Consider the following 22,403-nt stretch of genomic DNA (forward strand, 5'->3'; position numbering starts at 1 on the left):
ACGAAACCCCAGTGATGAACAAAAGATATAAGTTTTTAGCTTATTCATGAAGCTTTAACTGAATGCGCTTTCGCGGAATATCCACCTCTAAAACTTTAACAATAACCTGTTGGTGCAAGCTCACATGAGCATTCACATCACTCACAAAACTATCAGATAAATTTGATACATGAATTAAACCACTTTCTTTAATACCGACATCGACAAAAGCTCCAAAATTGGTAATATTATTAACGATTCCCGGCAGCAATTGGCCAACTTGCAAATCGTTAATCGTTTTAATATTTTGATTGAACGTAAATACTTTTGCCTGCTCTCGAATATCCAAGCCTGGTTTTTTAAGTTCCTTTATAATATCTTCAAGTGTTGGCAAACCAATAGTTTCAGTACAGTATTGCTTCAAATCTATGGCATTTAGTACAGGCTCGTTACCAATTAACGATGTTACCTCTTTACCTAAATCTTTCGCCATTTGCTCTACAATACGATAACTTTCAGGATGAACCGCCGAATCATCTAATGGATTTTTAGCCGATTTAATACGTAAAAAAGCAGCCCCCTGCTGAAAGGCTTTATCGCCCAATCGTGGCACTTTTTTAATCGCTGCCCTGGATTTAAACATGCCCTGTTCATTTCTGTAATTAAAAATATTCTCAGCCAGTTTTGGTCCAATACCAGACACATAACTCAATAAACTTACACTTGCTGTATTGATGTTTACACCTACTGCATTCACACAACTTTCAACAACCGTGTCCAGTTCCCTTTTTAATTTTGTCTGATCTACATCATGCTGATATTGCCCTACCCCAATGGATTTCGCATCAATCTTTACCAATTCTGCCAACGGATCCTGCAAACGACGACCAATCGATACCGAACCACGGACGGTAACATCATAATTTGGAAATTCATCACGAGCAATTTTTGACGCCGAATAAATACTGGCACCTGCTTCGCTCACCACAAACACCTGCATATCATTTTTAAAATGAATTTTACGCACCAAAGCTTCGGTTTCTCGGGAAGCTGTTCCATTACCAATGGCAATCGCTTCAATTTTATAAGCTTCACAAAGTGAACTCAACTTTTTAATAGCTCCTGTACTATCACTTTTTGGTGGATGTGGATAAATCGTTTCGTTATATAATAAACTTCCTTGCGCATCTAAACACACCACTTTACATCCAGTTCTAAACCCTGGATCGATTGCTAATACCCGCTTTTCGCCTAACGGAGAACCTAACAATAATTGCTTTAAATTTTTAGCGAATACCGAAATGGCTGAAGCATCAGCTTTTTTCTTTGCTAATTGTAAGGCTTCATTAGACAATGCTGGTAATAACAGGCGTTTATAAGCATCCTTAATAGCTAATTCTATCTGTTCTGCACAGGCATTATTTGAACGAATAATGCGATCTTCAATTTTTGCCAAGGCTCGGTCATCATCAATTGAGATTTTCACCTTAATAAACCCTTCAGATTCTGCGCGCAAAATTGCCAATAAACGATGTGATGGAATACGGCTTAAATTCTCTTCCCAGTCGAAATAATCGCGAAATTTTTGCGCATTTTCATCTTCGGCTTTAGTCTTAACCACTTTAGTTGTAATCACAGCAAAACGCTCCATTTGATAACGGATATTGTTCCGAACATCGGTACGTTCGTTAATCCATTCGGCAATAATATGGCGAGCTCCTTCTAAGGCATCATCTGTGCTTTTAACGTCCCCTTTTACATATTTAAATACAATGGATTCAATATCATTCGCATTCTGACTCATAATGATTTTTGCTAAAGGCTCCAATCCATTTTGACGGGCTTTTTCGGCTTTAGTTTTTCGACTTTTCTTAAAAGGAAGATATAAATCCTCTAAAGCTGTCATATCTTGAGTAGCCTCAATTTTATACTGAAGTTCTGAGTTTAATTTACCCTGTTCTTCAATAGCTTTTAAAATCGCTGTTTTTCTTTTTTCTAAAGCTTCAAATTGCTCTTTATACTTTACGATTTCACCAATTTGAACCTCATCTAAATTTCCGGTACGCTCCTTTCTATATCGGGCTATAAAAGGCACAGTACAATCTTCATTGAGTAAGTCTACCGTGTTTTTTACTGAAGATTCTGGTAATTGAATTTGTGAAATTATATATTGAATTAGTGAAGTCATTACTTTAGGTTTATTGCAAAAAAAATCTCGTTTTCAAAGAAACATTGAAAACGAGATTTAAGCAAACATAAGTTTATTTTTTATTCGCCAGCTTCCGTTTTAGCGTCTTGTATCATTTTATCGTTTGGAACAATAGCAACGTTTACACGACGGTTTTTTGCGCGACCTTCGGCAGTAGAATTATCTGCAATAGGTTGTTCTTCGCCAAACCAATTTGTTGTTAATCTTCCTGAAGAAATTCCATTAGCCTTTAAATAAGAAGTAACTGCATTGGCACGATTTTTAGAGAGTGTCATGTTGTACTCCGCTGCTCCGGCACTATCGGTGTGTCCAACAACCAAAATATTAGTATCTGGATACTCCTTAAAGACACCTATAAGCTTGTTTAAAGTTGCTTGAGAAGCAGCATTAATATTATATTTTTCAGTATCAAAATACACACCACTCGTTTCATCGAAAGTTACAACAATACCTTCGTCTACACGTTCCACCTGAGCTCCTGGTATTTCTTCTTCAATTTGTTGCGCCTGTTTATCCATTTTATTACCAATAAGCACTCCGGCACCTCCGCCAACAACGCCACCAATAACAGCTCCTAATTCGCCATTACCACCTTTTCCAACATTGTTACCTATAATAGCTCCTAAAATTGCTCCACCAGTCGCGCCAATAACACCACCTTTTTGTGCATTATTAGCATTTTGGATAGACTTACAGCTGGTTGCTGCTACAACCAATGCTACGGTTAAACTTAAAACTCCTATTTTGTTAATTAACTTTTTCATATTCATGTTTCTTTTTTTTAAAGATTGCAAGTATAAAGTTATACGTTTTAAACGATAATCGAGATATGATTACCAAGAAAATTCTTTCGATATTTTTTACTAAAAATCAATAATTATAATTTATCGAAATTCATAGAAATAGTAAAGGGCTGATTGTCTACAATTACCGTTTGTTGCCATTGCATTTGAGTGTCTGACAATGATGTTAAACTCAATCTAAAACCCTTATTTGTTTCAGAATTACCCTTCTCATCGGTTGGTTTTAATAAAAAGTCGTAAAGTCCGGTTGTTTTATCAACTTCGTCAATAGTAAAAATAAAATGACGATCGCCAGATTCGCAAGCATATTTACCAATGGAATACACACCTGTGTTATTATTTGGAATAAACTGCCAGGTACTACCTTCAAAACAAGATTTTGAAGCATCATTTAACAAAGTAACATCATAGGTTCCTGCTTTACTATAAGTAATAGTATTTAAGCTCCAGTTCCCTTTAATTACTTTTTTAGATACTCTAACGGTTTTCGATCCACCACAGGCCATCATTGTTACAGCCACAAACAATAAAATGATTCTTTTCATATTCAATTTTTTAATAATTAATAGCGTACACTAATATACGAAAGGTTAATGGTTATAGATTATATTTTCAACAAATAACAGCTTAAACCCCCATATAAAACTACATGTTTCATCTTTTAGACCCAAAAAATTGAGTTTAGTAACATCATAAAATAAAAAAACAGATAACTCGAATTGAATTATCTGTTTTTCAAATATGTATAAATAAAAAATTGTTCCTAATAATTAAGCTACCTTTTTAAGCATATCGAAACAAGGGCATTTTTTACAACGCTTATTCTCTCCCTTTTTGTATTTCTTGCAACAACTGGTCTTTACCTTTTCTGGAAGAACTATACCTGCTGCCTCAAGTTTCTCTAGCTTTTTAAGTGCTTTCTTTTTTTTCTTTTTACCCAAGAGTCTATGAATAAATATTTTACCTCGAGGCAAATATATTTATTTTTATTAAATCTAAATAAGATAATATGTTAAAAATTGAACATTCCATCTCATCAATAGTGTTCTTGTAAATTTTATCTTCCGCAAGCACTTTTAAATTCCTATAATATTTGAGTCTGGACAAAAAAAGAGTCACATACAAGGTACATGACTCTCTAATTAACTTAAGATTTATTTTAAGTACTAACTAATTTGTAATCCGTTAGCAACATTTGAATCGTCTGGGTTAACAAATACCAGTTTACCTTCGGCGTTCTCCGTCATTAAAATCATACCTTCACTTTCTACACCACGTAATTTTCTTGGTGCCAAGTTTACTAAAACAGTTACTTTTTTACCAATCACTTCTTCGGCTGTAAAACTTTCTGCTATTCCTGATATAATAGTTCTGGTATCGATACCTGTATCAACTTTTAAAACGAGTAATTTTTTCGCCTTTGGCATTTTCTCGGCTTCGATAATCGTTCCTACTCGCATATCAAGTTTCACAAAATCATCGAAAGTGATCGTATCTTTTTGTGGCTCAACAGCTTTATTAGCCGCTTCGTTAGCCTTTTTACTCGCTTCTAATTTATCTAATTGAAACTGAATCGTTTCATCTTCAATCTTTGTAAATAATAATTCTGATTTTCCAATTTGATGACCTTCAGGAAGTAATATGTCCTTTTCTGAAACCTCATCCCAACTATTTACATTTTCATTAAGTGCTAAAATACCTTTTAACTTTTCTGAAGTAAAAGGTAAAAATGGCTCACTTAAGGTTGCTAAAGCCGAAGCTATTTGCAATGCTACATACATAATGGTTTGTGTACGGGTTTCATCTTCTTTTACCACCTTCCAAGGCTCTTCATCAGCCAAATATTTGTTACCTAAACGCGCTAAATTCATTAACTCTTGTTGTGCTTCTCTAAAACGGTAACGCTCCACAGAACTGGCAATCACACCTGGATATGCTTTAACTACCGCTAATGTTTCTTGATCAATTTTAGATAACTCGCTTGGAGCAGGAACCACACCATTGTAATATTTGTTAGTTAACACTACCACACGGTTAATGAAGTTTCCAAAAATGGCAACTAACTCGTTATTATTTCTAGCCTGAAAATCCTTCCAGGTAAAGTCATTATCTTTTGTTTCCGGTGCATTAGCCGTTAAAGCATAACGTAATACATCCTGTTGCCCAGGGAATTCTTTTAAGTATTCTGGTAACCAAACCGCCCAGTTTTTAGAGGTTGATAATTTGTTGCCTTCTAAATTCAAGAACTCATTGGCCGGCACATTATCCGGTAAAATATAACTACCCTCAGCCTGTAACATAGCCGGGAAAATAATACAATGGAATACAATATTGTCTTTACCTATAAAGTGTACCAACTTGGTATCCTTATCTTTCCAATACGGCTCCCAATCTTTACCTTCGCGTTTAGCCCATTCTTTAGTTGATGAGATGTATCCAATAGGCGCATCGAACCATACATAAAGCACTTTTCCTTCGCCTCCTTCTACAGGCACAGGAATTCCCCAATCTAAATCGCGAGTTACGGCACGCGGACGTAAACCATCGTCGATCCATGATTTTACTTGTCCGTAAACATTCGGTTTCCAGTCTTTTTTATGCCCTTCTAAAATCCATTCTTTTAAGAATGCTTCATGCTTATCTAATGGCAAAAACCAGTGTTTAGTTTGCTTTAATGTTGGCACATTTCCTGTTAATGCCGATTTCGGATTAATTAAATCTGTTGCATTTAAACTCGTTCCACATTTTTCACATTGGTCTCCGTAAGCTTCTTCATTACCACATTTTGGACAGGTTCCGGTAACAAAACGGTCGGCAAGAAACTGATTCGCCTTTTCATCGTACAATTGCTCGGTAGTTTCTTCAACAAACTCTCCTTTATCGTAAAGCGTTTTAAAGAATTCTGAAGCCGTTTCGTGGTGAATTGGCGCCGAAGTACGAGAATAGTTGTCAAACGAAATACCAAACTCTTCAAAAGACTGCTTAATTATGGCGTGATATTTATCTACGATATCCTGTGGTGTCACCCCTTCATTTTTGGCTTTAATAGTAATCGGTACACCGTGCTCGTCACTTCCCCCTATAAAAACTACATCGTTTCCTGTTAATCGTAAATAGCGCGCATAAATATCGGCTGGTACATAAACCCCTGCTAAATGCCCAATATGAATAGGCCCGTTAGTGTACGGTAATGCCGAGGTAATTGTATATCTTTTTGACATTGTTATTTCTTTTTTTGCAGCCACAAAAGTACACATTTTTATGCGATAATCGCACGTTTAAAGTGATTAGGCACTCTTCCGCATTTAGAAAAAAAATGTACATTTACCTTATGTCAAAAATCTCAATACTAAGCCTAATGTTTTTTGCTGTCGTTTTCTTCGGAAAACTTAATATTTCAGCACAAAATAATGCAACAAATACAGCGAATACTTTGATACAACCTCCATACCTGAAACCTGGCGATACCGTTGCTATTGTGGCAACTTCCGGCATTTTAAAAAACAGAACTGACGAAATTAATAAAGCCAAAGTGTTATTAAGCAGCTGGGGATTACACGCAGTTATAGGGAAACATGTTTTTAATCAAAACAACCATTTCGCTGGAACTGATGCCGAACGCTGGAAAGATTTACAGGAAGCTATGAACGCTCCAAACATTAGTGCGATTTGGTGTGCACGTGGTGGTTATGGAGCTGTTAGAATTCTTGATAAACTGGATTTTACAAAATTCAACGAGAAACCGAAATGGCTGATTGGCTTTTCAGACATTACTGCGTTACATAATTTAATGCACGTTAAAGGGTACGAAAGTATTCATGCCATGATGTGTACCAGCCTGCAAGACGAAAACGAAAACATTCCTGAAACTATTGAAACCTTTAGAAAAGCTATTTTTGGTGAATCGTTATCATATAGTTTAAACGGTTCAAACTACAATAAAGAAGGCTTGGTAACTGCACCAATTGTAGGTGGTAATTTAAGTTTACTAGCCAGTATGCTAGGTTCAGACACTAGTATTGACACTACCGGAAAAATCCTGTTTATTGAGGAAATTGGTGAATACAAATATCACATAGACCGCATGTTACAAAGTTTAAAACGTGCCGGATATTTTGACCAATGTGCCGGAGTGCTTATTGGTGATATGACCCGAGTAAAACGAAACACCACACCATGGGGCTCCTCTACAGAACAATTGATATTAGATGTGCTTAAAGACTATAATTTTCCAATCGCATTCAACATGCCTGCAGGCCACGAAAAAGATAATCGGGCGCTTTATTTAGGTAAAAACGTTGAATTCGTCGTTAAAAAAGAACAATCAACTATAAAATTCACCAATCCATAAACCTTGTAATACCTTAGTAGAAAGCAATTTATAACCCTAAAAATGTTTTCTATGAAAAAATTATTACTTTTTACAGGGATGCTTTTACTTACTACTCATGTAAAAGCTGTAGAATTAAATTTGAACCTTAACAATCCTGACGTACGCCAATGCTTAATTGATTCGGCAAATGAAGAAGGATGGGAATTAAAAGCCAAATACTTAGATGAAAACGATAAAGTCGTTTTAGTATTTAAAAAAGAAGATAAAGTTGTAGAGTATACTGGTAATCAAAAACTTGAATACTAAATATGCAGCGAAAATTCATTCTTTTAAAAAAAATCATTTAAAAACCAATTATGCATACAACATAATTGGTTTTTTTATTTTTAAATAAACCCGCGTTCTTTTTGCAACTGTTCGTATGCCTTTTGTACCTGACGAAACTTCTCTTCAGCACCTTTTTGGTGTTCCTCTCCTAAATGAATCACACGATCTGGATGGTATTTTTTTGCCATTTTTCGGTAAGCCTTTTTAATATCGTCGTTGGTTGCAGACTTATCAATCTCTAAAATTTTATAAGCATTATCAGCCGATTCGTAGAACATCGCCTTAATGCTTTGAAAATCGTAAGAACTTATTCCTAAATACCCCGCCATAGTTTGAATAACCGACACTTCACTTTCAGTAACCACACCATCAGCCTTCGCTACACCAAATAAAAAATGAATGAGTTGCAAACGTGACGGATGCTGCATCATTTGCCTGATTTGCATACAAACCTGTCTTGTAGATATATTCTTCTGCTTACTTATTTCTTTAAACAATCTAAAAGCATGGTTCGCACGCTCCTTACCGTACATATTCGCGAAATGTGTACGCACGTAGTCTAACTCACGCTGATCTTGCTTACCATCAGCTTTAATAACAATAGATGCTAAAATTAATAAGCTAACTTCAAAATCACCTGGCTGCGTTACCGGCCGTTGTCTGTAGCGCTGTTGTGTATCTTGATGCGTTTCCGAGCCATTTCCCATCGAATCAACTATGCCTCCTAATGCCAATCCTATAATAGCCCCTATGGGTCCTCCAAACGACCATCCTAAGGCCGCTCCAATCCATTTTGAAAAATTCATGTAAGTATAAATATGGTTTAACGTCAAACCTACCAATGGTTTCTTTCATTTTAACAAGAAACATGTTAAGGCAGGTTCACACTCACTGTTTTAATGATTGTGAAAAAATGAGTGTAAATATAATATTTGTTAGTAGATTGAAAGTGCTAATTGTTACACAATTGGTATCTTTGCAATCTAAATTTGTTAATTTTTAAAAATTAAAATATGTATCCAGCAGAATTAGTAAAACCAATGCGTGAAGATTTAACCAAAGTTGGTTTTGAAGAATTACATACTCCTGAGGCTGTAGATGCTGCCTTAGCAAAAGAAGGAACTACTCTAGTTGTAGTAAATTCTGTTTGTGGTTGTGCCGCTGCCAATGCACGTCCAGGTGCTAGAATGAGCTTACAAAATGCTAAAAAACCAGATCATATCGTTACTGTTTTCGCAGGAGTTGATAAAGAAGCGGTTGCACAAGCAAGACAACATATGGTACCATTCCCTCCAAGTTCGCCTAGTATGGCTTTATTTAAAGATGGGGAATTAGTACACATGTTAGAACGTCATCACATTGAAGGTCGTCCTGCAGAATTAATTGCAGAAAACCTTGTTGATGCTTACAACGAACACTGCTAATGACTCAAAATATTAGTTTTAAAAGCCACGAATACATTCGTGGCTTTTTTGTTTATAAACTGTCATGATCCTAAAAATAACAACCGCATCGCTATTTATTAAGCATAGTTTTTACTTATTTTTGCGGCATGTTAAAATTATTATCATACCCACTAACGGCTATTTATTACCTGTGTTTTTTCTTAACACTGGTTATTTTCCATCCGATTCAATGGATTTGTTTCAACCTGTTCGGTTATCAGGCACATAAATTAAGTGTAGATGCATTACAGTATTGTTTAATGCTATGTGGCTATGTATTAGGCACACGTTTTTCGTGTATTAACGCGCATGATATTCCAAAAGATACGCCAATTATTTTCGTTGCTAACCATCAAAGTTTACACGATATTTATCCTCTAACCTGGTACATGCGTAAGCATCACCCAAAATTCATTAGTAAAATTGAATTAGGAAAAGGTATTCCGAGTGTTTCTTATAACTTACGCCACGGTGGTGCCGCCTTAATCGACCGTAAAAACCCGAGACAATCTTTACCTGCACTAATGAAGTTTGGTGAATATATTGAAACCAATAAACGTGCAGCCGTTATTTTCCCGGAAGGGACTCGAAGTAAAACGGGAAAACCTAAACCATTTCAAACAAAAGGTTTAGAAGTGTTATTCAAAAAAATACCCTCGGCTTACGTGGTTCCTGTAAGTATTAACAATTCATGGAAAATGTTAAAATATGGTAAATATCCAATGGGATTAGGGAATCATGTAACATTTACCATTCATAAGCCTTTAAAAGTTAGTACCTTTGCAAATAAAGAAGAGCTTATAAATAGTATAGAAACTACTATTACAAACAGTATTCACTAATAAAACCCTAGAAAAATGTCGTTAAAGAACGTGAGATTAGAAGTGATGCAGTTTTTGGAAAAAGACGTTGATGCTTTAATGGAAAAATATTTAATTCCCATTGAAAGCATATGGCAACCTACCGATTTTTTACCAAATTCAGAAACTACAGATGATGCCTTTTTTGAAGAGGTACGCGAGATAAGAGAATTAGCAAAAGAATTACCATACGATTTCTGGGTGGTTTTGGTTGGTGACATGATTACCGAAGAAGCCCTTCCAACGTACGAGTCCTGGCTTATGGACGTTGAAGGTGTTAACCAAGTGGATAATGGTGGAAACGGATGGTCTAAATGGGTAAAACAGTGGACTGCCGAAGAAAACCGCCATGGCGATGTACTTAACAAATACTTATACCTGTCGGGACGTGTAAATATGAAGGAAATTGAAAAAACCACACAATATCTAATTGCTGATGGTTTCGATATTGGTACCGACCGCGACCCTTATAAAAACTTTGTGTATACCAGTTTCCAGGAATTAGCAACTTATATTTCACATAATCGTGTGGCTAAGATTGCTAAAAAGAATGGAAATAAGCGATTGGCTAAAATGTGTCAGATTATTTCAGGAGATGAAATGCGTCACCACCATGCGTATTCAGACTTTGTAGATCGTATATTTAAAGTCGATCCAAGCCAGATGATGATGGCGTTTCATTATATGATGAAACAAAAAATTACCATGCCGGCACATTTCTTACGTGAATCGGGAGATAAAATAAGTACTGCTTTCGAAGAATTCTCGAATACAGCACAACGTATTGGCGTATACACTTCAACAGATTACGTAGATATTCTTCAAAAACTAATCGATCGTTGGGAAATCGATAAAATTACCAACCTAACCGATGAAGCCGAAAAAGCAAGGGATTACTTAATGAAGCTTCCAGCGAGAATGTATCGATTAGCAGATAGAATGAAAGTTCCTGAAAACTCATACCAATTTAAGTGGGTTGAACCAGCAACTGTAAAATAATTACAACATATATGTTTATTTAAATTCCTTTCTTTACCGAAAGGAATTTTTATTTTTATGCTATTATGAACAACGACAATATTATCAATCTTACAAAAGCCTTTGTAAAAGACACTTTAGCGCACGCCGAAGGCGGACACGACTGGTTTCACACCTTACGCGTTTACAACAATGCCGTTCTTATAGCCAAACAAGAACCTGTAAATCTTTTTATTGTACAGCTTGGTGCTTTATTACATGATATTGCCGACAGTAAATTTCATGATGGCGATGAAACTATTGGTCCTAAAATAGCACGTGAATTTCTGTTTAAGCACAATGTAGACTCTACTATTATTGAACATGTTGTTCAAATCATTGAAAACATCTCCTTTAAAGGTGGTAATGAGGCCCAAAACTTTAAATCTCCCGAACTGGATGTGGTACAGGATGCCGACCGATTAGATGCTATTGGAGCTATTGGCATTGCTCGTTGCTTTAATTATGGCGGATTTAAAAACCGTGCCCTTTACGATCCTGAAATAAAGCCTAATTTGAATATGAGCAAAGAGGAATACAAAGCTTCCACAGCTCCAACCATCAATCATTTTTACGAAAAATTACTATTACTTAAGGATAAAATGCATACTAAAACGGCGCAAAAAGTAGCTGCCGAGCGTCATATATATATGACTCAGTTTCTAGATCAATTTTATAACGAGTGGAACGGCCTAAAATAATAAGTTACCCTATCATCATTTTAATTTCCTTACGGTAATTCGAGGCACTTTTCCCCACAATCTCGTTAAACTGCTTATTGAAATGCGAAAAATTATTAAATCCACACTCAAAACAAATATCTGCGATACTCATCTGGCTTTCGTTAAGCAATTTGGTAGCATGCACTACACGATACTCATTTACTAATTGCGTAAATGTTTTTCCCGTAGCTTTTTTAAAGTACCTACAAAAGGCAGGTACGGTCATGCTTACTTCTTCGGCAATTTCATCTAAGCTAATATGTCTCTGGAAGTTTTTATTCACATATTTATAAATCACATCTACCTTAGAACTATCCTGAGCCTCGGTCTCGAACGAAAAGCCATCGGCGTTTAATATGGTATAATCATCGGTAGTTGCCAGGTAATCTAAAATCTCTAAAAATTTAAACACGCGCTTAAGCCCTTGATACTTGGTTAGCTTCTCTATTTTAGGACCAATTTTCTGTTTGGTTTCTACTTTAAAACGAATTCCTTTTTTAGCACGTTCAAAAAGCGATACAATATTCGCCATTTCGGGCACTTCAAGAAAATCGTTTCCTAAAAAGTTAGACTTAAACTGTATTGTAGTTTCTGTTCCGTTAGCGGTTAACCTATCTGTAAACCCGTTATGGGGTAAATTAGATCCGATTAATATTAACTGACTATTATTAAAATATGATAAATGGTTTCCTATATGTGTCTTTCCTTGCCCCTTATTTATATAAATAAGTTCTAATTCTGGATGAAAATGCCAGTAGGCAAAGCTCTTATCTACATTATCGACATGTTGCTTAACTAATATCGAACTACCAAAACTTGGAGTAAGCTTTCTGAATGTTGGCTTTTTATTAATCATAACAAATTGGGTTTAAAGCAAATTTACAACATATAACAGTGCAAACATATTTTTTATTATCTCAATTATGTGTTATTTTAACTTCACATTGATTTAACATTTAGTTAACAGTTAATATAGCATATAAATACGATAAATTAGTTGTTTTCTTAACACTTAACCTGTGGTATATTTGTATTGTTGATTTATGATAACAACGCGCTCTTAAAATCATTCGTAATTAAAGCGATATTTTTAAGAACATTTAAATTTTGACATCAAGAATTTCTAAAAAACAGAAATTTCGATATACAAATAACTCGATACAAGAGTTTACAATATTCATTAATAATTAGTTTAATGTCTTATTTAGTTTAGTTGGTAAAGTGAGCTGTGGTGGCTCACTTTTTTTTTGCACTATTTTAACTTCAATAATCCTATAAACTAAAATCTCATGTTAATTTTACACAGCTAAACAAACATTATATGCTTAATTAACCCTAATTTACACTAATTTTTCATATAAATAACAAAAAAGCATACTTATTGATAAAATAGCATATATATTCGTCAAAAATGTTGTTTTTCAACCTCTTACTCTACCCTATCTTTGTACCGTTGAACAATTTAAAACAACACATTATGAAAAACGCAGTAAAAATTTTAAAGAATAGTCTTTTAGTATTAGCATTATCTACTTCATTAATTAGTAGCGCTATCGAAGTTTCTGTGTCTACAATCAATGATGAAATTACAAATACAGCATTTACTCTTAATAATGTAGAGGCTGGAGATTTGTTATCTATAAAAGATGTTAACGGAGCTACCTTATATAGTGAGGCTATTAAAAAAGCAGGAACTTATAAAAAAGGATTCGATTTATCTGCTTTACCAAACGGTAACTACTTTTTTGAAGTAGAAAAAGCATTAGAAATTAAAACTGTTCCTTTTACAGTAAACTTTGAAAATGTAACTTTTAACAAAAACGAAGAAACAATAACATACAAACCTTTCTTAAAGCAAGACAATGGCATGTTATTTATTTCTAAACTTGCTCCTCAGCACGAAACGTTAAAAATTAACATTTATGTTGATAATAATAGTGAGTATGAATTAATTCACTCTGAAAAAATAAAAGGAATACAATCTATAGAACGTGTTTACAGATTAGAGAAAGGTGGTAACTATAAGTTAGTCTTCATCTCTAACGATAAAGAATATACAAAATTCATTAATAATTAGTTTAATGTCTTATTTAGTTTAGTTGGTAAAGTGAGCTGTGGTGGCTCACTTTTTTTTTGCCCTAATTTAATTTTAAGATCTAACCACTTATTCAATATTAAAAATTAATTAGCAAGCATAAATCTTCTATTCCAGACAAAGGTTATTATAAATAACATATACCACTCTTTAAATAGAAACTATTCTTTTAAACTTTAACCAAAGCACTATAATTACATTATCCAACCTTACTCCCATATAGTATTTTAACCTGTAGTCCGAAACAATTTAAATTCTATAAGATTTACCAGGTTAAAATAACACAGCAAAATCACGATTATATAAATATTTAACCTCAACATATGCTATTTTACCTTTACATTAATTTAACATAGAATTAATTGATAAAATAGCACACAAATACGTCAAATACGATGTTTTCTTAACCTGATATCCGTCATATCTTTGCCTTGTTGAACGTTGAAAAACACATTATTATGAAAAAGACAATTAACGTATTAAAGAAAAGTATTTTATTATTAGCTGTTTCTACATCTCTATTAAGTAACGCTAGTGATATTACCATTTCAACAAATGCAGAAGAAATTTCTAAAACAGCCATTACATTAAACCATGTAAAAGCTGGTGATATTTTATCTATTAAAGATAACTACGGTGTTGTTCTTTACAAAGAACAAATTAAAGAAACCGGAACGTATAAAAAAGGATTCGATTTATCTGCTTTACCAAACGGTGAGTATATTTTCGAAATCGATAAAAACCTAGAGGTAAAAACGATTCCTTTTACTGTAAACTTTGAAGAAGTTTACTTTAACAAAGAAAAAGAAAGTACAAGCTATAAGCCTTATGTAAGACAAGACAATGGTATTGTTTACATTACAAAATTAGCTCCAAAGCAAGAGGCTTTAAACATTCACATTTACGCAAACAATAATAGCGAATACGAATTAGTTCATACAGAAAGAATTAAAGGTGTTCAATCTATTGAAAAAGCATATAAATTAGGGAAAGGTAACTATAAATTAGTTTTTGTCTCTGATAACAAGGAATACACGAAATTCATTAATAATTAGTTTAATGTCTTATTTAGTTTAGTTGGTAAAGTGAGCTGTGGTGGCTCACTTTTTTTTTGCGCTATATTTAATTTTCTACAATAAAATATTCAGATTGAAATGAAATTCCAGATAGGAGTTTCACCCTTTAAATAAAAAATCACATTAAGATCTTTGGAGATTCTATGCACAAAAGAGCTTTTATATTGACTGCTACTACAACATTAAGAAGAAAGAATTTTTAATGTAAATTCTTGTAATAATTGTAGTTATATACTTAATTAACCACATTATAAACCAAATTGACTTAACCTAAATTTCACGATAAAATAACGGATAATTTAGTATATAAATTCATTAATTTCAGTGTTTTACCAACAGAATTCCCGAAGTATCTTTACACTGTGAAACGTTAAAAACACCAAATCATGAAAAACGTATTAAACAACACAAGAAAAAGATTCTTAATGGTAACAATGTTTGCTACCTTGTTAAGTTTCGCAAACGACGCATCATTTTTCGCATTTAAAGAAGATGCTAAGAAGACTTCTGTAACGTTAAGTGATGTTAAAGCAGGCAACCTATTGTCTATTAAAGATGATAACGGAATGATTTTATATAAAGAGCAAATTCAGAAAACCGGAACGTACACGAAAGGATTCGATTTAACTTCGCTTCCTGATGGTAGTTACTTTTTTGAATTAGATAAAGATGTAGAAATTACTACTATCCCATTTACTGTAAACGACAACACAGTAGACTTTCAAAAAGAAATGGAAAGCACTATGTTTAAACCGGTTACACGCATAAAAGGCGAGATGGTTTATATTTCTAGATTGTCTTTAAACAAAGCTCCTTTAGAAATCAATGTGTATTTTACAAGTGAAGATGGTGCACCAGTTCCTGAATTAATGCATTCTGAAACTATTACAAACACCGAAAATGTTAGTAGAATATTCAGACTTTCAGGTTTAAACAAAGGTGACTATAAAATTGTTTACAAGACTGAAGGTAAAGTTTTTACTGAAGAAATCGCAAAGTAAAACACGACAAGAAAACACTTAAAACAACTAAAAAGGTGAGCTAAATAGCTCACCTTTTTTTATTAAAATAATTTTAATGCCCTTCTTTATAAACATCCTACAGGGTTCGCAACTCGGGTATCTTGCTGTTTTTAAAATATTTAAATTTACTCTCCGGTAAATTTGGCTTTACGCTTTTCTAAAAAGGCAGTAGTTCCTTCGGTAAAATCGGCTGTTCCGAAACATTTACCAAATCCTTCTATTTCAACATCATAACCATTAACTCCAGATTTAAAATTAGCATTTACAGCAGCAATAGCAGAACTAATGGCAACCGGAGAATTATTACAGATTTTATGAGCTATTTTTTCACAAAGCGGAAGTAGCTCCTCTTGCGTAGTTACATAATTAACCAAACCAAAACTCAGTGCTTTATTAGCATCAATCATACCTGCAGTCATAATCATCTCCATAGCACGTCCTTTCCCTATTAACTGAGGCAAACGCTGTGTACCACCATAGCCAGGAATTACACCAAGAGACACTTCCGGAAGTCCCATTTTAGCATTATCGCTAGCGAGTCTAAAATGACAGGCCATCGCCAATTCAAGTCCACCTCCTAAAGCAAAACCATTAACAGCTGCAATAACAGGCTTCGATAAGTTTTCAATAAAATCAAATAATATGGTTTGTCCATTAGCAGCCAACTGTGTTCCTTCTTCCACCGAAAAATCCGCGAATTCACTAATATCCGCCCCTGCAACAAAGGCCTTATCTCCACTACCAGTAATGATAATCACCTTTATAGCCTTATCTGCCTCTGCAGCTTTTATCGCCTGATGTAACTCTTCAATGGTCTCCCTATTAAGTGCATTGAGTTTTTTAGGACGATTAATAATGATGGTTGCAATGCTATTATCTGCTTCTAAAAGAATATTATTGAATTTCATAATGTTACTATATTTAAATACTAAGCGATCTATTCTTTAGGGAAAATCACTTTGAAAGTCGTTCCTAATTGTTTTTCTGATGTTACGGTTATTGTTCCCTTATAGGTTTCCACAATATTTTTAACCATTGCCAATCCTAGTCCCATACCACTGCTTTTTGTTGTAAACTTGGGTTCGAATACCTTATCTAAATTATCTTCTGAAATCCCGGATCCATTATCGGAAACCGTCATAATTACATTTGTATCGGTCGCAGAGACTTCAATTTCAATTTTAGGTTCGCGGTCTTCAGGAATCGCTTGGATACCATTTTTCACTAAATTGGTAATCACCCGAATCAACTGAGTTCTATCAAATTTAGCGATAATTTCTTCGTCTTCGGCATTAAACTGTATATAGTCTTCAGTAAAAATATCAAGTGCCAGTTTTACAATTTTAACCACATTTAAAGTCTCATTTTGCTGTGCCGGCATTTTTGCAAAGTTTGAAAAAGCTGACGCAATAGCACTCATCGTATCAATTTGCTGAATAAGCGTTTTACTGTATTCATCGAGTTTTTCATTAATTTTTTCATCCTCAGGATTAAACTTCCGTTGGAAATTCTGAACCGTTAAACGCATAGGGGTTAACGGATTTTTAATTTCATGTGCCACCTGTTTAGCCATTTCTCGCCAAGCCTGTTCACGCTCACTTCTGGCCAATTGAATAGCACTTTCTTCCAGCTCATCCACCATACTATTATAAGAGGTTACCAAAGTTGAAATCTCCTCACTGGTATCATCTATATCAATTCTTTCATTTCGTCGCTCTAATCGCGTGGCATTAATTTTTTCACTAATGGTTTGTAACGATTTTGTAATGTATTTTGATAAAAGGAAAGCAATACCAATGGCCAATAACAATACAAACATGAAGGCGTAAGCGATGCGTTGTAAAAACTCTAAAATCTCATTGGTTAAAAAGTCATCTTTTGTTAAATAAGGTAAATTTAAAATTGCAATAGCCTTAGATTGTTGATCGAGCAAATAGGTATAAGACGACTGAAAAATCTCCCCATTTTCCTTATGCACATCCATATACATGTGCTCTGCAGTATTTGATATGGCGTTTAAAATTTCAGCCTTTAAGCAACTCTCTGCTTCCTGCCTTTGTATTCCGGCACGGGAAGATATTAATAAACCACCATCAAGATCGTAAAGGTTAATTTGAAGTTTATGAATATCAGCGATATTAAAAATCTCTTCTTTAAAAATAATAGGAATATTTTCTGTTTTTACCTCCCAGGTATTTTGCCTACCATTTAAAACACGCTTTAAATGCGTTTGGATATTTCGTTCTTTATTCTCTAAATTTTCATTGTGATAATCCTCACTTTGCTCTTTATATTGATATATTGCTACGGCCGATATAAGCACCGACGCCAAAAATACCAACATAATCATGGCTAAGAAAATACGGGTTCGTAAAGACAGCTTCTTTAATTTCATTTGAAGTTTTAATTGACTAAATATAGCAATAATTGAGCCAATATTTCGCTAGCCTGAAGCAGACTCTTATGCCTCCGGATTTTTATCGCGAATATTCTTGTAGATTTTAAATCCTAAGGTAATGAGAATACCTAAAACGATAATTCCAACGACTCCAAAAATCCAGTTTAAGGCACTTTGTAAAACCACTAAAAACACTACTGCAAACAAGATAAAGGTAGCACCTTCGTTCCATAACCTCATAAAGTTAGAGGTTTTTGTCACTATTCCGTTTTGCAATTCCTTATAATACTGATGTGTTTTTAAATGATAAATGATTAGCAATACCACAAAACCCAGTTTGACGCGCATCCATGGTTCCTGTAAAAAATCCGGACGAAGGAGTAGTAACCAAATAGCGAATATAACAGCTAAAATGGCCGACGGCCAGGTAATAATATTCCACAATCGCTTTGCCATTAAGGCCAGTTGTTTTCCTAAAATCTCTTTTTCCGGCGAAGGCTTTTCTGAAGCTTCAATTTGATATACAAACAACCTGGGAATATAAAACAACCCGGCAAACCAGGTAATCACAAAAATAAGATGTAACGATTTTATATAGTAGTAATATTCCATAGCGTTTATTATACAGTTTTAGCAATTAAATCTCTTCGAATTTCACGGTTTAAAAAATACCCGGTAACCAAAGTAGATAGCACATCAGAAATCGGGAAAGACATCCAAACCCCTAATTCTCCATAAAATTTTGGTAAAATTAAAATTAATGGAATAAAGAAAAAACCCTGTCTGGACAAGGTTAACAATAGGGCTGGTGTTGCCTTACCTATTGCCTGAAAATATGCGGCTCCAATTAGTTGAAGCGCTATAATTGGTGTAGCTGCAAATACCCAGCGCATATCACTTGGAGTTTGCTTAATCACCTCTACATCGGTGGTAAACATTTTAGTAATAGCTTCGGGGAACGTCATTAATAAAATAAAAACTAAAGTCGCCAAAACTGCAGCATATTTAATGGCTGTATTGATACTTTCTCTAACTCGATCGTAGTTTCTGGCACCGTAATTAAAACCAGCAATTGGTAAAAATCCTTGGGTAATTCCGAATACTGGAAACAAAGCAAACATAAGCATCCTTCCAACAATAGCATATGCTGTTACCGATGTCTCCCCTCCTAAATCGAAGAGAATATTATTCATAAACAAATATGTAATACTTACAACAGCTTGCCTTGCTAAGGTTACAAAGCCTAATGACCCAATCTCCTTTACAATAGATAAATTCAGTCCAAAATGAATGAAATTAAGTTTCAATTCAGAATGTTTAGACAAGAAAAACCAAAGAATAAAGATGAAACAGATAACATATGAAATGGTGGTTGCCCATGCCGCACCATACATTCCAAAATCGAGAAGATTAATTAAAATATAATCTAAAATCAAATTACTTACCGATGGAATCATCATGGCGTACATGGCAAACTTTGGCTTGCCTTCTGCACGAATTACCGTGTTTCCCAACATACACAATGCCAGAAACGGCACACCATAAAGCACAATTTGGTAATAAATTTTGGCAGGATCGAAAATAGCACCTTTCCCCCCAAAAGACATGATAATATTGTCGGCATAAGCCAAACCTAAAACTACCATCGACACAGTAAAAAGTAATGCCAAGGTAATTTGATTTCCGAAAGTTTTTAGCGCTTTTTCATAATTAGAAGCACCTAAAGCTCTTGATATAATAGACGAACCACCAACCCCAATACTCATACCTAATGCCGCAATAAAAAATGACACCGGTAATACAATATTGATGGCCGCAATAGCAATAGATCCAATCCAATGGCCTACAAAAATGGTATCAACCAAAATATTAAGCGACATCACCAAAATACCAATCGAAGCAGGTACGGCCTGTTTCACCAATAATTTACTTATAGGTTGCTCGCCTAAATCTTTTGCCGATACTTTTGCCATTAAGCTTTTACATTAGGAATCGCCCAGTTATTAATCCATTTTGCCAGTAACTCAACCCATTCCTTGTCATCATTTAAACATGGTACCGTAGTGTAATCTTTACCACCCATCTCATGAAAAATCTCCTGACCTTCCATAGCAATCTCCTCTAAAGTCTCTAAACAATCACTTACGAATGCTGGTGTTACAATGGCCATGTTTTTTACTCCACTTTTTCCTAAACGCTCAATGGTTCTGTCTGTATATGGCAGTAACCATGGATCAAATCCTAAACGTGATTGAAACGATGTAGAGTATGAATCTTCTTTAAGCTGAAGTTTTTCAGCCACCAGCCTGGTAACCTCTAAACATTGATGCCTGTAACAAAACTCGTGTGCTTTGCTTGGCGTTTTACAGCAGCTACCATCTATTTTACAATGCGATTTTGTCACGTCGCTTTTACGGATATGACGCTCCGGAACCCCATGATATGAAAACAGTAAATGTTCGTAGTTTTTACCTTCTAAATGCTTCTTAATACTTTCTGAAAGCACTTCTATATAGCCAGGTTTGTTGTAGAAAGCTGGTACCGATTCAATCTTTAAATTCGGAAAATGTTGTTTACGTAATTCTTCAGCTAAAACCGTAATTGTTTCGGTTGTTGCCATTGCAAACTGAGGATATAACGGAAATAACAACACTTCTTCCACCCCTTGATCTACCAATTCTTGTAGCCCTTTTTTAATCGTCATACTTCCATAACGCATCGCTAAAGCTACAGGCACATCAACAAGGTCCTGCACTTTCTTTTTAACACGTTCTGAAATAACAATTAAAGGCGAGCCTTCTTCCCACCAAATTTTCTGATAAGCAGCTGCCGAAGCCTTAGGTCGTGTTTTTAAAATAATACCTTTTACCAGAGCTGTTCTAGCAACGAGCGGAATATCGATAACGCGCTCATCCATTAAAAACTCTCCTAAATATTTCTTGACATCTTTTGGTGACGGGCTGTCTGGCGACCCTAAATTAACGAGTAGAATACCTTTTTTCATCTGTTAATGCTAAATTTCTATTTTTTCGTCAGATGGAATTTGCCTGTAAACATTTTACTTTAAAAAATGGGTGACCAAGGCTCATCTCCTATTGCAAAAATACAATAGAAATTATAATCGTAGTACTATGTTGGTATAGTATTTTCTTATTAAGAATTAAACCAAATTGATACGAAAAGAGATTAATTCTCGGTAAAATAAACTATACGTCGTTTTCTTCAATTTTTTTCTGAAAATAAGGTTTTGGTCGTTCTTCGTTGTAATCACAATCCTGAAAAATACCACAGGAGGTTGAGGGTCTTGCTAATGCTTTTGAATTGACACTTTTTGAAAGCGCTTCAATTTCTGGGGTTAAATATTTCATAAACAAGGATTTAGGTTTTCCTAATCTACTAAAAATCATCGGTTTAAGCAATAAAAAATTCCTCCAAGTAAATGTTTTCTAAATTTTTGATCGTTATAAGACTCAATTGTATGCCCTAATCCTGTATAAAAAGAACGTCCACCATCAAACTCATGATACCACGCGATGGGATGAAATGCACCGTTTTTCCCACCTTTGTAAGAAGTCTCATCCAACATAAGCAAGACATTTGTACTTTTATTAATCGATTTAAAATTATACCATTCATCGTAATGCTTCCATTGGTTTGGCAAATGTGCAGTAGAAGGGTGCGATCTAATAATTCGTTTAATAATTGCCGTAGACTTATCTGGATGATCCAGGAAATAAGCACCAACCAGTTTATTAAACCAAGGCCATTCGAATTCGGTATCGGTAGCAGCATGAACCCCCATAAAGCTGCCACCTTTATTTATGTACTTTTCAAATGCTTGTTCCTGTTCAGAGTCTAAAACGTCACCTGTAGTGTTTAAAAAAATTACTAAATCAAACCGTTTTAATGTTTTGTAATTGAATAATTCGGCATTTTCAGTATGAGTGATATTAAAGTCATTTTCCGCTCCCAATTCTTTTAATGTTTCAACACCAACCGTAATAGATTTATGCCTATAACCCGCTGTTTTGGTAAATACTAACACCTCACTATCTTTAGGCGGCACAGCAAAACCAGTGAGTAGCACCAAGGAAATCAATAGAAAAATTATTCGCAT

General features: G+C 34.6%; 22 protein-coding genes. 9 read left to right on the forward strand and 13 right to left on the reverse strand.

The window, feature by feature from the left end:
* Positions 1-40: 40 nt before the first annotated feature.
* From RBH94_RS05095 to metG, 4 genes are all read right to left on the reverse strand, one after another.
* Positions 41-2,167: a Tex family protein gene (locus RBH94_RS05095; RefSeq protein WP_307882661.1), complete on the reverse strand. Its 2,127-nt coding sequence runs from the start codon at positions 2,165-2,167 to the stop codon at positions 41-43.
* 80 nt (positions 2,168-2,247) lie between these two features.
* Positions 2,248-2,952, reverse strand: a complete 705-nt coding sequence (locus RBH94_RS05100; protein WP_307882662.1) for an OmpA family protein — start codon at positions 2,950-2,952, stop codon at positions 2,248-2,250.
* 113 nt (positions 2,953-3,065) lie between these two features.
* Complete coding sequence (locus RBH94_RS05105; RefSeq protein WP_188222756.1) at positions 3,066-3,536, reverse strand: lipocalin family protein; 471 nt, start codon at positions 3,534-3,536, stop codon at positions 3,066-3,068.
* 621 nt (positions 3,537-4,157) lie between these two features.
* Positions 4,158-6,212: a methionine--tRNA ligase gene (gene metG / locus RBH94_RS05110; protein ID WP_374047716.1), complete on the reverse strand. Its 2,055-nt coding sequence runs from the start codon at positions 6,210-6,212 to the stop codon at positions 4,158-4,160.
* A 110-nt stretch (positions 6,213-6,322) separates the two neighbouring features.
* Between metG and RBH94_RS05115 the strand changes: the two genes are divergently transcribed.
* Together RBH94_RS05115 and RBH94_RS05120 are read left to right on the forward strand one after the other, a co-directional pair.
* Positions 6,323-7,342, forward strand: coding sequence for an LD-carboxypeptidase (locus RBH94_RS05115; protein ID WP_307882664.1), 1,020 nt, complete (start codon positions 6,323-6,325; stop codon positions 7,340-7,342).
* 51 nt (positions 7,343-7,393) lie between these two features.
* Complete coding sequence (locus RBH94_RS05120) at positions 7,394-7,630, forward strand: hypothetical protein (RefSeq protein ID WP_307882665.1); 237 nt, start codon at positions 7,394-7,396, stop codon at positions 7,628-7,630.
* Positions 7,631-7,710: 80 nt separating this feature from the next.
* Here RBH94_RS05120 and RBH94_RS05125 read toward each other — a convergent pair whose 3' ends face one another.
* Positions 7,711-8,457, reverse strand: a complete 747-nt coding sequence (locus RBH94_RS05125) for a TerB family tellurite resistance protein (RefSeq protein WP_307882666.1) — start codon at positions 8,455-8,457, stop codon at positions 7,711-7,713.
* Between the two features lie 207 nt (positions 8,458-8,664).
* Here RBH94_RS05125 and RBH94_RS05130 point away from each other — a divergent pair, with 207 nt between their 5' ends.
* The 4 genes from RBH94_RS05130 to RBH94_RS05145 all read left to right on the forward strand — a co-directional run bounded on the left by RBH94_RS05130 (position 8,665) and on the right by RBH94_RS05145 (position 11,674).
* Positions 8,665-9,075: a BrxA/BrxB family bacilliredoxin gene (locus tag RBH94_RS05130; RefSeq protein ID WP_188222752.1), complete on the forward strand. Its 411-nt coding sequence runs from the start codon at positions 8,665-8,667 to the stop codon at positions 9,073-9,075.
* Positions 9,076-9,203: 128 nt separating this feature from the next.
* Entirely contained in the window at positions 9,204-9,938 is a 735-nt protein-coding gene (locus RBH94_RS05135; RefSeq protein WP_307882667.1) for a 1-acyl-sn-glycerol-3-phosphate acyltransferase, read from the forward strand.
* Positions 9,939-9,953: 15 nt separating this feature from the next.
* Positions 9,954-10,955, forward strand: a complete 1,002-nt coding sequence (locus RBH94_RS05140) for an acyl-ACP desaturase (protein ID WP_307882668.1) — start codon at positions 9,954-9,956, stop codon at positions 10,953-10,955.
* 65 nt (positions 10,956-11,020) lie between these two features.
* Positions 11,021-11,674, forward strand: coding sequence for an HD domain-containing protein (locus tag RBH94_RS05145; protein ID WP_307882669.1), 654 nt, complete (start codon positions 11,021-11,023; stop codon positions 11,672-11,674).
* Between the two features lie 4 nt (positions 11,675-11,678).
* Here the strand turns inward: RBH94_RS05145 and RBH94_RS05150 are convergent, their stop codons facing one another.
* The gene (locus RBH94_RS05150) at positions 11,679-12,551 is read right to left on the reverse strand and encodes an AraC family transcriptional regulator (protein WP_188222748.1); all 873 of its coding nucleotides are present in this window, start codon (positions 12,549-12,551) and stop codon (positions 11,679-11,681) included.
* 621 nt (positions 12,552-13,172) lie between these two features.
* On the opposite strand from RBH94_RS05150, the gene RBH94_RS05155 reads away from it, so the two are divergent.
* The 3 genes from RBH94_RS05155 (at position 13,173) to RBH94_RS05165 (ending at position 15,867) form a co-directional block, all read left to right on the forward strand.
* Positions 13,173-13,772: a hypothetical protein gene (locus tag RBH94_RS05155; protein ID WP_307882670.1), complete on the forward strand. Its 600-nt coding sequence runs from the start codon at positions 13,173-13,175 to the stop codon at positions 13,770-13,772.
* 476 nt (positions 13,773-14,248) lie between these two features.
* Entirely contained in the window at positions 14,249-14,845 is a 597-nt protein-coding gene (locus RBH94_RS05160; protein ID WP_307882671.1) for a hypothetical protein, read from the forward strand.
* 407 nt (positions 14,846-15,252) lie between these two features.
* The gene (locus tag RBH94_RS05165; protein ID WP_307882672.1) at positions 15,253-15,867 is read left to right on the forward strand and encodes a hypothetical protein; all 615 of its coding nucleotides are present in this window, start codon (positions 15,253-15,255) and stop codon (positions 15,865-15,867) included.
* A gap of 146 nt (positions 15,868-16,013) precedes the next feature.
* Here the strand turns inward: RBH94_RS05165 and RBH94_RS05170 are convergent, their stop codons facing one another.
* From RBH94_RS05170 to RBH94_RS05200, 7 genes are all read right to left on the reverse strand, one after another.
* Positions 16,014-16,796 carry an enoyl-CoA hydratase/isomerase family protein gene (locus tag RBH94_RS05170; RefSeq protein WP_307882673.1) on the reverse strand — a complete coding sequence of 261 codons (783 nt, stop codon included), beginning with the start codon at positions 16,794-16,796 and terminating at the stop codon, positions 16,014-16,016.
* Between the two features lie 29 nt (positions 16,797-16,825).
* Positions 16,826-18,283, reverse strand: coding sequence for an ATP-binding protein (locus tag RBH94_RS05175; protein WP_307882674.1), 1,458 nt, complete (start codon positions 18,281-18,283; stop codon positions 16,826-16,828).
* A 66-nt stretch (positions 18,284-18,349) separates the two neighbouring features.
* Positions 18,350-18,898, reverse strand: a complete 549-nt coding sequence (locus tag RBH94_RS05180) for a CopD family protein (protein ID WP_307882675.1) — start codon at positions 18,896-18,898, stop codon at positions 18,350-18,352.
* A gap of 8 nt (positions 18,899-18,906) precedes the next feature.
* Positions 18,907-20,259 carry an MATE family efflux transporter gene (locus RBH94_RS05185; protein ID WP_307882676.1) on the reverse strand — a complete coding sequence of 451 codons (1,353 nt, stop codon included), beginning with the start codon at positions 20,257-20,259 and terminating at the stop codon, positions 18,907-18,909.
* Complete coding sequence (gene hemH / locus RBH94_RS05190) at positions 20,259-21,290, reverse strand: ferrochelatase (protein ID WP_307882677.1); 1,032 nt, start codon at positions 21,288-21,290, stop codon at positions 20,259-20,261. The genes RBH94_RS05185 and hemH overlap by 1 nt, the downstream gene beginning before the upstream one ends.
* Before the next feature lie 202 nt (positions 21,291-21,492).
* A complete protein-coding gene (locus RBH94_RS05195; protein WP_307882678.1) occupies positions 21,493-21,654 on the reverse strand; it encodes a hypothetical protein in 162 nt (53 codons plus the stop codon).
* Positions 21,655-21,689: 35 nt separating this feature from the next.
* The gene (locus RBH94_RS05200) at positions 21,690-22,403 is read right to left on the reverse strand and encodes a ThuA domain-containing protein (protein ID WP_307882679.1); all 714 of its coding nucleotides are present in this window, start codon (positions 22,401-22,403) and stop codon (positions 21,690-21,692) included.

The organism is Aestuariibaculum sp. YM273 (assembly GCF_030908365.1).
Classification (GTDB): domain Bacteria; phylum Bacteroidota; class Bacteroidia; order Flavobacteriales; family Flavobacteriaceae; genus Aestuariibaculum; species Aestuariibaculum marinum.

What these genes read in the sequence shown, in the direction of transcription:
- RBH94_RS05200 (WP_307882679.1), bottom strand. Translation starts at nt 22,403, where the DNA reads ATGCGAATAATTTTTCTATTGATTTCCTTGGTGCTACTCACTGGTTTT.
- RBH94_RS05105 (WP_188222756.1), bottom strand. Translation starts at nt 3,536, where the DNA reads ATGAAAAGAATCATTTTATTGTTTGTGGCTGTAACAATGATGGCCTGT.
- RBH94_RS05150 (WP_188222748.1), bottom strand. Translation starts at nt 12,551, where the DNA reads ATGATTAATAAAAAGCCAACATTCAGAAAGCTTACTCCAAGTTTTGGT.
- RBH94_RS05175 (WP_307882674.1), bottom strand. Translation starts at nt 18,283, where the DNA reads ATGAAATTAAAGAAGCTGTCTTTACGAACCCGTATTTTCTTAGCCATG.
- RBH94_RS05165 (WP_307882672.1), top strand. Translation starts at nt 15,253, where the DNA reads ATGAAAAACGTATTAAACAACACAAGAAAAAGATTCTTAATGGTAACA.
- RBH94_RS05160 (WP_307882671.1), top strand. Translation starts at nt 14,249, where the DNA reads ATGAAAAAGACAATTAACGTATTAAAGAAAAGTATTTTATTATTAGCT.
- RBH94_RS05115 (WP_307882664.1), top strand. Translation starts at nt 6,323, where the DNA reads ATGTCAAAAATCTCAATACTAAGCCTAATGTTTTTTGCTGTCGTTTTC.
- RBH94_RS05130 (WP_188222752.1), top strand. Translation starts at nt 8,665, where the DNA reads ATGTATCCAGCAGAATTAGTAAAACCAATGCGTGAAGATTTAACCAAA.
- RBH94_RS05185 (WP_307882676.1), bottom strand. Translation starts at nt 20,259, where the DNA reads ATGGCAAAAGTATCGGCAAAAGATTTAGGCGAGCAACCTATAAGTAAA.
- RBH94_RS05135 (WP_307882667.1), top strand. Translation starts at nt 9,204, where the DNA reads ATGTTAAAATTATTATCATACCCACTAACGGCTATTTATTACCTGTGT.
- RBH94_RS05120 (WP_307882665.1), top strand. Translation starts at nt 7,394, where the DNA reads ATGAAAAAATTATTACTTTTTACAGGGATGCTTTTACTTACTACTCAT.
- RBH94_RS05155 (WP_307882670.1), top strand. Translation starts at nt 13,173, where the DNA reads ATGAAAAACGCAGTAAAAATTTTAAAGAATAGTCTTTTAGTATTAGCA.
- RBH94_RS05195 (WP_307882678.1), bottom strand. Translation starts at nt 21,654, where the DNA reads ATGAAATATTTAACCCCAGAAATTGAAGCGCTTTCAAAAAGTGTCAAT.
- RBH94_RS05140 (WP_307882668.1), top strand. Translation starts at nt 9,954, where the DNA reads ATGTCGTTAAAGAACGTGAGATTAGAAGTGATGCAGTTTTTGGAAAAA.
- RBH94_RS05145 (WP_307882669.1), top strand. Translation starts at nt 11,021, where the DNA reads ATGAACAACGACAATATTATCAATCTTACAAAAGCCTTTGTAAAAGAC.
- hemH (WP_307882677.1), bottom strand. Translation starts at nt 21,290, where the DNA reads ATGAAAAAAGGTATTCTACTCGTTAATTTAGGGTCGCCAGACAGCCCG.
- RBH94_RS05170 (WP_307882673.1), bottom strand. Translation starts at nt 16,796, where the DNA reads ATGAAATTCAATAATATTCTTTTAGAAGCAGATAATAGCATTGCAACC.
- RBH94_RS05125 (WP_307882666.1), bottom strand. Translation starts at nt 8,457, where the DNA reads ATGAATTTTTCAAAATGGATTGGAGCGGCCTTAGGATGGTCGTTTGGA.
- RBH94_RS05095 (WP_307882661.1), bottom strand. Translation starts at nt 2,167, where the DNA reads ATGACTTCACTAATTCAATATATAATTTCACAAATTCAATTACCAGAA.
- RBH94_RS05100 (WP_307882662.1), bottom strand. Translation starts at nt 2,952, where the DNA reads ATGAAAAAGTTAATTAACAAAATAGGAGTTTTAAGTTTAACCGTAGCA.
- metG (WP_374047716.1), bottom strand. Translation starts at nt 6,212, where the DNA reads ATGTCAAAAAGATATACAATTACCTCGGCATTACCGTACACTAACGGG.
- RBH94_RS05180 (WP_307882675.1), bottom strand. Translation starts at nt 18,898, where the DNA reads ATGGAATATTACTACTATATAAAATCGTTACATCTTATTTTTGTGATT.